This window comes from uncultured Nevskia sp., assembly GCF_903885465.1.
GTDB lineage: Bacteria > Pseudomonadota > Gammaproteobacteria > Nevskiales > Nevskiaceae > Nevskia.
In genome coordinates this window covers 1-6,944 of record NZ_CAISIQ010000024.1, presented here as the reverse complement: position 1 = coordinate 6,944, position 6,944 = coordinate 1, and the positions used below count along the sequence as shown (strand labels likewise).

At 66.8% G+C, this 6,944-nt stretch carries 6 protein-coding genes; 3 read left to right on the top strand and 3 right to left on the bottom strand.

Features of this window, described 5'->3' with window-relative positions; all coding sequences use genetic code 11:
- Positions 1 to 4 precede the first annotated feature (4 nt).
- Together QZY06_RS00825 and QZY06_RS00820 are read left to right on the top strand one after the other, a co-directional pair.
- Positions 5 to 787, top strand: coding sequence for a DUF4198 domain-containing protein (locus tag QZY06_RS00825; protein WP_367275529.1), 783 nt, complete (start codon positions 5 to 7; stop codon positions 785 to 787).
- A 22-nt stretch (positions 788 to 809) separates the two neighbouring features.
- Positions 810 to 1,856: an FAD:protein FMN transferase gene (locus QZY06_RS00820; RefSeq protein WP_295678954.1), complete on the top strand. Its 1,047-nt coding sequence runs from the start codon at positions 810 to 812 to the stop codon at positions 1,854 to 1,856.
- Between the two features lie 6 nt (positions 1,857 to 1,862).
- Here QZY06_RS00820 and astA read toward each other — a convergent pair whose 3' ends face one another.
- From astA to QZY06_RS00805, 3 genes are read right to left on the bottom strand one after another with little or no spacing between them, the layout of a single operon-like run.
- Positions 1,863 to 2,876: an arginine N-succinyltransferase gene (gene astA / locus QZY06_RS00815; RefSeq protein WP_295678953.1), complete on the bottom strand. Its 1,014-nt coding sequence runs from the start codon at positions 2,874 to 2,876 to the stop codon at positions 1,863 to 1,865.
- Positions 2,877 to 2,886: 10 nt separating this feature from the next.
- Positions 2,887 to 3,249 carry a tRNA-binding protein gene (locus tag QZY06_RS00810; RefSeq protein ID WP_295678951.1) on the bottom strand — a complete coding sequence of 121 codons (363 nt, stop codon included), beginning with the start codon at positions 3,247 to 3,249 and terminating at the stop codon, positions 2,887 to 2,889.
- The gene (locus tag QZY06_RS00805; RefSeq protein WP_295678948.1) at positions 3,246 to 4,478 is read right to left on the bottom strand and encodes a hydrolase; all 1,233 of its coding nucleotides are present in this window, start codon (positions 4,476 to 4,478) and stop codon (positions 3,246 to 3,248) included. The genes QZY06_RS00810 and QZY06_RS00805 overlap by 4 nt, the downstream gene beginning before the upstream one ends.
- A 131-nt stretch (positions 4,479 to 4,609) precedes the next feature.
- Here QZY06_RS00805 and QZY06_RS00800 point away from each other — a divergent pair.
- The coding region (locus QZY06_RS00800) for a lamin tail domain-containing protein (protein ID WP_295678946.1) at positions 4,610 to 6,944 on the top strand (2,335 nt) is incomplete at its 3' end.

Genomic DNA, 6,944 nt, shown 5'->3' with positions numbered 1-6,944 from the left:
CGCGCTGCTGTTGCTCGCCGCCGCGCTGCCGTTCGCCGCTTCCGCCCACAAGGGCTGGCTGGCACCGTCGAAGACCGTGCTCAACGTCGATCAGTGGATCACCGTCGATGCCGGCGTCTCCACCGACCCCTTCGTCCGTGATCACAACGCGATGAAACTCGACAACCTGGTGATCACCGCGCCGGATGGCAGCACGGTGCCGGCCGAGAACAGCGCCAGCGGCAAGCTGCGTTCGACCTTCGATCTGCAGCTGAAGCAGGTTGGCACCTACCGCATCGCCATCCTCAACGAAGGCTTGAACGCGAGCTGGACCGAAGATGGCAAGCCGAAGCGCTGGCGCGGCACCGCCGACAAGTTCGCGGCCGAAGTGCCGGCCAAGGCGGAAGGTTTGAAGGTCAGCGAATCGCAGGGCCGTCTGGAAACCTTCGCCACCGCCGGCAAGCCGAACGACACCGCCTTGAAGCCGACGGGCAAGGGTCTGGAACTGGTGCCGGTCAGCGGCATCGCCGATCTGTTCGTCAGCGAGGACGCGACGTTCCGCTTCCTGCTCGATGGCAAGCCGGCACCGAACCTCGAAGTGGAAGTGATCCGCGACGGCACCCGCTATCGCAATGCCATCGGCGAGAAGAGCTTCAAGACCGATGCCGACGGCCTGGTGAAACTGAGCTGGACCGACGCCGGCCTGCACTACATCAGCGCCAGCGTGCAGGACGCCAAGACCAGCGTGCCGCAGGCCAAGGAACGTCGCGCCAGCTACACCGCGACCGTGGAAGTGCTGTCGCCGTAATGAGTCAGGGACTGGCGCTCTGATGGATGACGGCGCGCCGCTCGCTGATCGGCCGATCGAGCTGCTGATTCCGGCGCAGTTCAGCGCCGCCACCCATGCCGGGCCGGATCGTGCGGCGCAGGTGGTTGCCTTGTCCGGCACGACGATGGGTACTACCTGGTCGGTCCGCTGCACCATGCGTGCGGCGGATCGTCAGGACGCCGTTCGCGTCGGCATCGAAGCGGTGCTGGCCGATCTCGTTGCCCAGCTCAGTCACTGGGAACCGTCGTCGGCGCTGTGTCGTTACAACGCGGCACCGGCCGGAACCTGGCAGCAACTACCGGGCGATTTCGCCGAGGTGCTCGACGCTGCGCTGCGCATCGCCAAGGCCACGGACGGCGCCCTCGATCCCACCGCCGGCCCGCTCGTCGATCTCTGGGGCTTCGGGCCGCTGGGGCCGCGTGTGCAGCCGCCATCGAATGCGGAAATCGAAGCTGCGCGCGGTCGAGTCGGCTGGCAGAAGCTGAGGCGTGATCGTGATCGCCTGCAGCAGCCGGGTGGCATCGCGCTGGATTTCTCGGCGATCGCCAAAGGCCACGCGGTGGATCGCGTCGCGCTGTGGCTGCACAGCGCCGGGCTACCGCATCACCTGGTCGAGATCGGTGGCGAACTCCGGGGCCAGGGCGTCAAGCCCGATGGCTCGCCGTGGTGGGTCGATGTCGATGGCCGGGCGCAGAACGAAGCACTCTCCCGCATCGCGCTCGACAGCCTCAGCGTCGCCACCTCAGGCGATGCCTACCGGCACTACGAGCACGCCGGCCAGCGTTACGCGCATACGCTCGATCCGCGCAGCGGCATGCCACTCGTCGATGCGCCAGCTGCGGTCACCGTGGTTCATCCTCTGTGCCGCGAAGCCGACGGCTGGTCGACGGCCTTGAGCGTGCTCGGACCCGATGCAGGGCTGCTGCTGGCGGATCAGCTGGGGCTGGCGGTGCGCTATGTGCTGCGTGATGGGCTGCGCGATGGCGAACGCAGCCGCACGCGATGCAGCCGCGCCTGGGCGGTACTTGCCGATCAGGAAAACGCTTAGCCCGCGTCAAGCCAGCGAGCTGAACCGCACCTCGTCACCGCTATCGACATCGAGCGCCTTGGCCAACTCCGGCGGCAGGGTGATGTGGCCGTTCTTGATCGCGATCTCGGCGTAGGCGCAGCGGAAGGCATCGAGCTGGGTGTTGGCGATCAGGCAGGGCGCGCCCTGCAGCGGCTTGCCGATGAACACGGTCACCACCTGGGCGCGGCGGATGGTGCGGATCTCGTCGAGCGGCGCTTCGACGCTCGGGCCACCATCGAAGATGTCGATGTAGCCCTGGTAGCGGAAGCCTTCCTGTTCGAGCAGATGCAGCGCCGGTTCGGTCTGCGCGTGTACCTTGCCCATTACCGCTTGCGCGGCTTTCGGCAGCAGCACGGCGTAGATCGGATGCGGCGGCATCAGCTCGGCGATGAAAGCCTTGTTGCCGGTGCCGACGATGTGCTCGGCGCGGTCGTAATCGACGGTGAAGAAGTAGCGGCCCAGGCCTTCCCAGAACGGTGAGTGACCGTTCTCGTCGGAAACGCCACGCATTTCGGCGATCACTTTCTTCGAGAAGCGATCGGGGAAATTGGCCATGAACAGGAAGCGGCATTTCGACAGCAGCTTGCCGGCACCTTCGCCACGGAAGCCGGGCTTCAGGTACAGCGAGCAGAGCACGCTGGTGCCGGTCAGATCGTTGGACAGGTACAGGGTCGGCACCCGGTTGTAGATGCCGAGTTCGCGCGAGGCATGGATCGTGGTGCCGACGCGATAGCTGTAGAACGCTTCGTCGAGCCCGCAGGCGGCTTCGATCGCGCAGCAGGCGCCGATCTCGCCGGTGTCGGTTTCCTCCATCACGAACAGGTAGCGCTGCTGACCGGGTTCATCGACATCGGCCGCGAACGAGGCTTCGGACAGCGCGATCTTCTTGGCCAGGTATTCGGGCACCGGCGGCAGCGAAGTGAAGCCGGCGCCGGCGGTTTCGGCCATCTCGACCAAGGCGGACAGATCGGCAGCGCGGATCGGGCGGATCAGTTTCATTGGGCTCGTTTCAGTAGACGCGAAGGCCGTTTTCGACCGGTTGATCGACGCTCAGCGTCACCAGCCCGGTCGGCGAATCGATGGCCAGCACCAGGCATTCGCTGAGGACGGCAGCGACCTTGCGCGGCGGGAAGTTGATGACCGCGATCACTTGCTTGCCGATCAGCTCGGCAGGCGTGTAGCGCTCGGTGATCTGGGCGCTGCTGGTCTTGATGCCGAGCGCGCCGAAATCCAAGGTCAGCTGGTAGGCCGGCTTGCGCGCCTTGGCGTTCGGCTCGCAAGCCAGCACCGTGGCGACTCGCAGATCGCAGGCGAAGAAGGTGTCGATGTCGGTTGGCGCAGCCGGGGTCTGGTCGATCATGGCGGTGGTCACGGCATCGGCCAGTGCAGCTCGCCGCTGGCGAGCTTGAGCAGCAGGCTGGCGCTGAGCCGGGCACGTTCGGCGAGGCTGGACCAGCGCATCCATTCGCGATCCGAGTGGATGTCGCCACCGACCACGCCGAGGTTGTCGACATTGGCCAGTCCGGCGGCGGCGAGGTTGTTGCCGTCGCAGCAGCCACCGGTCGGGCGGAATTGCAGATCCAGACCGAGGTCGCGACCGCAGTCGCCGAGCAGCGCTTGCAGGCGCGCAGTGCCGGCGGAGATCACTTTCGGCGGCCGGGTGAAACCGCCGTGGCGCTCGACCTTGAAGCCGTTGCGATCGTTGGCGCGGGTCAGCAGCAGATCGAGCTGATCGTCGAGCCAGCATTCGTCGGACGGCTGCGAGGTGCGCACATTGAACTTCAGCACTGCGCGGTCCGGCACGATGTTCAGCGCGCCGCCGCCGTGGGTATAGCCCAGGTTCAGGGTCAGGCCGTCGCGCTGGCCGTTCAGGCGATGCAGTTGCAGCGCCAGTTCGGCAGCGAGTGCAATGGCGTTGCGACCGTCTTCGGGATTGCGCCCGGCGTGTGCGGCGCGGCCTTCGATGACCAGATCGAAATTGCCGCTGCCCTTGCGCTCGGAAGCGAGGCCGCCGTCGGCATAGGCCGGCTCGTAGATCAGGCCGAAGTGATGGCGAGCCGCGGCTTCGAGCAGCAGCGGCGCCGAACCCTGGCTGCCGATTTCCTCGTCCGGATTGAGCAGCACTTCCCAGCCGATGCGTTCGCGCTGCGGACTGCGCTCCAGTGCCGTGAGCGCCAGCAGCATGGTCAACAGCCCGCCTTTCAGATCGGCGACGCCGGGGCCGTTGAGCGTGTCGGCGTCGAGCCAGCGCGCCTGCTGAAACGGATGTGCGGTGCCGAACACAGTGTCGAGATGGCCGCAGAGAAACACCTGCAGCGGCGCTTCCGGTCGCAGCCGCAGCCGGCGCGCATGACCGATCGGCCGAGTACTGCGATCGCCGCGATCGCCGGTCGCGATCGATGCCGGCAGCGCAATGGTTTCGGCCGTTGCGCCAAGCGGCGCGAACAGCGTCAGCAGGCTGGCGCCGACCGCATCGACGCCGTCCGGATTGAAGCTGCCGGAGTTCTGGTTCGACAGCCGCAGCAGCGTGTCGCGCAGCGCCTCGGCCTCGGTGGAGATCGAAGCCAGGATCGCGTCGTCGGTCGATGAGCTAGCGCGCATGGGTCCGAGTGTACCGGCCCGGGAACTGTCAAACGCCTGTCGCCTGCTCGTCACGTCGCGAAGGCAGGCTCCGGTCATTAGTGATTCGACATTCAAAGAACAGACTTGGGGGCGTTATGGAAGGCAATCGGGTGAAGGGACTGATCGCGCTCGCCGCGCTGGCATCGGCCGGCACGGCGTTCGCGCAGGCAGCTGGCGGTGTGGTGATCTCGCAATTCGCGGTGCGCGGTCCGGCCGGCGGCAACGACGAGTTCGTCGAAATCTTCAACGCCGGTTCCTCCCCGGTCGCCATCGGCGGCTGGACCTTGCAGGGCTGCGCCAACGGCACGCCGGGCAATCCCGCAGTGCGCGCCACGGTGCCGGGCGGCACCAGCCTGGCGGCCGGCCAGTTCTATCTGTTCGCCAACACTGCGTCGGCCGGCTATTCGCTGGGCGTGACCCCGGACGTGACCTACGCGACCGGCTTCACCGATTTCTCGGCGACTGGCTTCTCCGGCATCCGTCTGGTCGCCGGCAGTTCAGTCATCGCCACTGCACCCTTCGTTGATGCCGTCGGCTCGCCGAGCAGTCCCTGCCGTGAAGGCACCGGCATCGTCACGCCGGCGACGACCGGTGGCACCAGTTACTCATTCCTGCGCAGCCTCGCGGCAGGTGTCGTGCAGGACGGCAACGACAACGCCAGCGATTTCCCCGGCCCAGCGGCAGCGGGCATGCCGCGCAACAGCACGACCATCATCGGCGGCGGTGGCGGCAACCTGCCGACCGTCAGCCTGGCCGTGGAGCCGGCCGCGTTCAGCGAACTCGGCGGCTCGGCAGTCGTCACCGCGACACTTTCGGCAGCCTCCACCACGCGGGTCACCGTCAACCTGTTGTTCGGTGGCGCGGCGAGCAATGGCACGGACTACTCCGCTTCGAGCGCATCGCTGAGCATTCCGGCTGGCGAGCTGTCAGCGACGCTGACCCTGAGCGCGATCGACGACACGGTCTTCGAAGGCGACGAAACCATCACCGCCACGCTCGGCAGCTTGAGCAATGCCAGCGCCGGCACGCCGAACAGCGTCACCGCGACGATCGTCGAGAACGATCAAGCGCCGCCGCCGACGGTCGGCACGCGCATCTATCAGATCCAGGGCGCGCAGCACCGCTCACCGATGGTCAACATGGCGGTCAGCAATGTGCCGGGCATCGTCACCGCCCGCGCCAGCAACGGCTTCTACATGCAGGACGGCGATGGCGACGGCGATGTCGCCACCTCCGACGGCATCTTCGTGTTCACCTCGACCGCACCGCCTGCGGCAGCGGCGGTCGGCGCTCAGGTGCTGGTCTCCGGCACGGTGTCGGAATTCCGCCCGGGCAACGATGTGGAGAACCTGACGGTCACCCAGATCGGCTCGCCGACGGTGACGCCTTACGTCGGCAACGCGCTGTTCACCAACACCGTGATCGCGCCGACGATTCTCGGCAACGGCGGCCGCATGCCGCCGACCGACATCATCGACAACGACAGCCTCGGCAACGTCGAAACCAGCGGCACTACGCTGTTCGATCCGGTGCAGGACGGCCTCGATTTCGACGAATCGCTGGAAGGCATGCTGGTGCAGGTCAACAACGCGCGCGCCACCGGCCCGCGCAACAGCTTCGGTGAGGTCTGGGTGCTGGGCGACAACGGCAGCAACGCCACCGGCGTCACCGCGCGCGGCGGCGTGGCGCTGGTCGAACGCGCCACCGGCATCGACTACAACCCGGAGCGCATCCAGCTCGACGACGGCCTCAACGGCATCACCATGCCGGCCGGCATCAACACTGGCGATAGCCTCGGCACGGTGACCGGCGTGCTCAGCTACTCGTTCGACAACTACGAACTGCTGCTGACCCAGTTGCCGACGGTGACGGTGAACCCGTTGCCGCCAGGCGTGCGCAGCATCCAGATCGGCGGCGATCGTCTCAGCGTCGGCGCCTACAACGTCGAGAATCTCGATCCCAACGACACCTCGTTCGCGCGCCTCGCCGGCCAGATCGTAAACAGCATTGGCTCGCCGGACGTGCTGGCGCTCAGCGAACTTCAGGACAACAACGGTGCGACCAACAACGGCACGGTCAGCGCCGATCAGACCATCGCGCTGCTGCACGATGCCATCGTCGCGGCCGGTGGTCCGAGCTATGAAGCGGTGCAGATCAACCCGGTCAACAACCAGGATGGTGGCGAGCCCGGCGGCAACATCCGCGTCGTGCAGTTCTACAACCCGCTGCGGGTGACGTTCGTCCCGGGCACTGCTGGTTCCGGCGGTTCGCTCGATGCCACCGCGCCGACCCTGGTCGGCGGCAAGCTGGCGCTGACCTTGTCGCCGGGCCGCGTGGCGCCCACCGACAGCGCCTGGAACGCCAGCCGCAAGCCGCTGGCCGTGACTTACGACTTCAACGGCCGGCGCGTGGTCATCGTCAACGTGCACTTCAATTCGAAGGGCG

Excerpts from the sequence above, each read along its gene's own strand:
- QZY06_RS00805 (WP_295678948.1), bottom strand. The coding sequence starts at position 4,478 with ATGCGCGCTAGCTCATCGACCGACGACGCGATCCTGGCTTCGATCTCC.
- QZY06_RS00820 (WP_295678954.1), top strand. The coding sequence starts at position 810 with ATGGATGACGGCGCGCCGCTCGCTGATCGGCCGATCGAGCTGCTGATT.
- astA (WP_295678953.1), bottom strand. The coding sequence starts at position 2,876 with ATGAAACTGATCCGCCCGATCCGCGCTGCCGATCTGTCCGCCTTGGTC.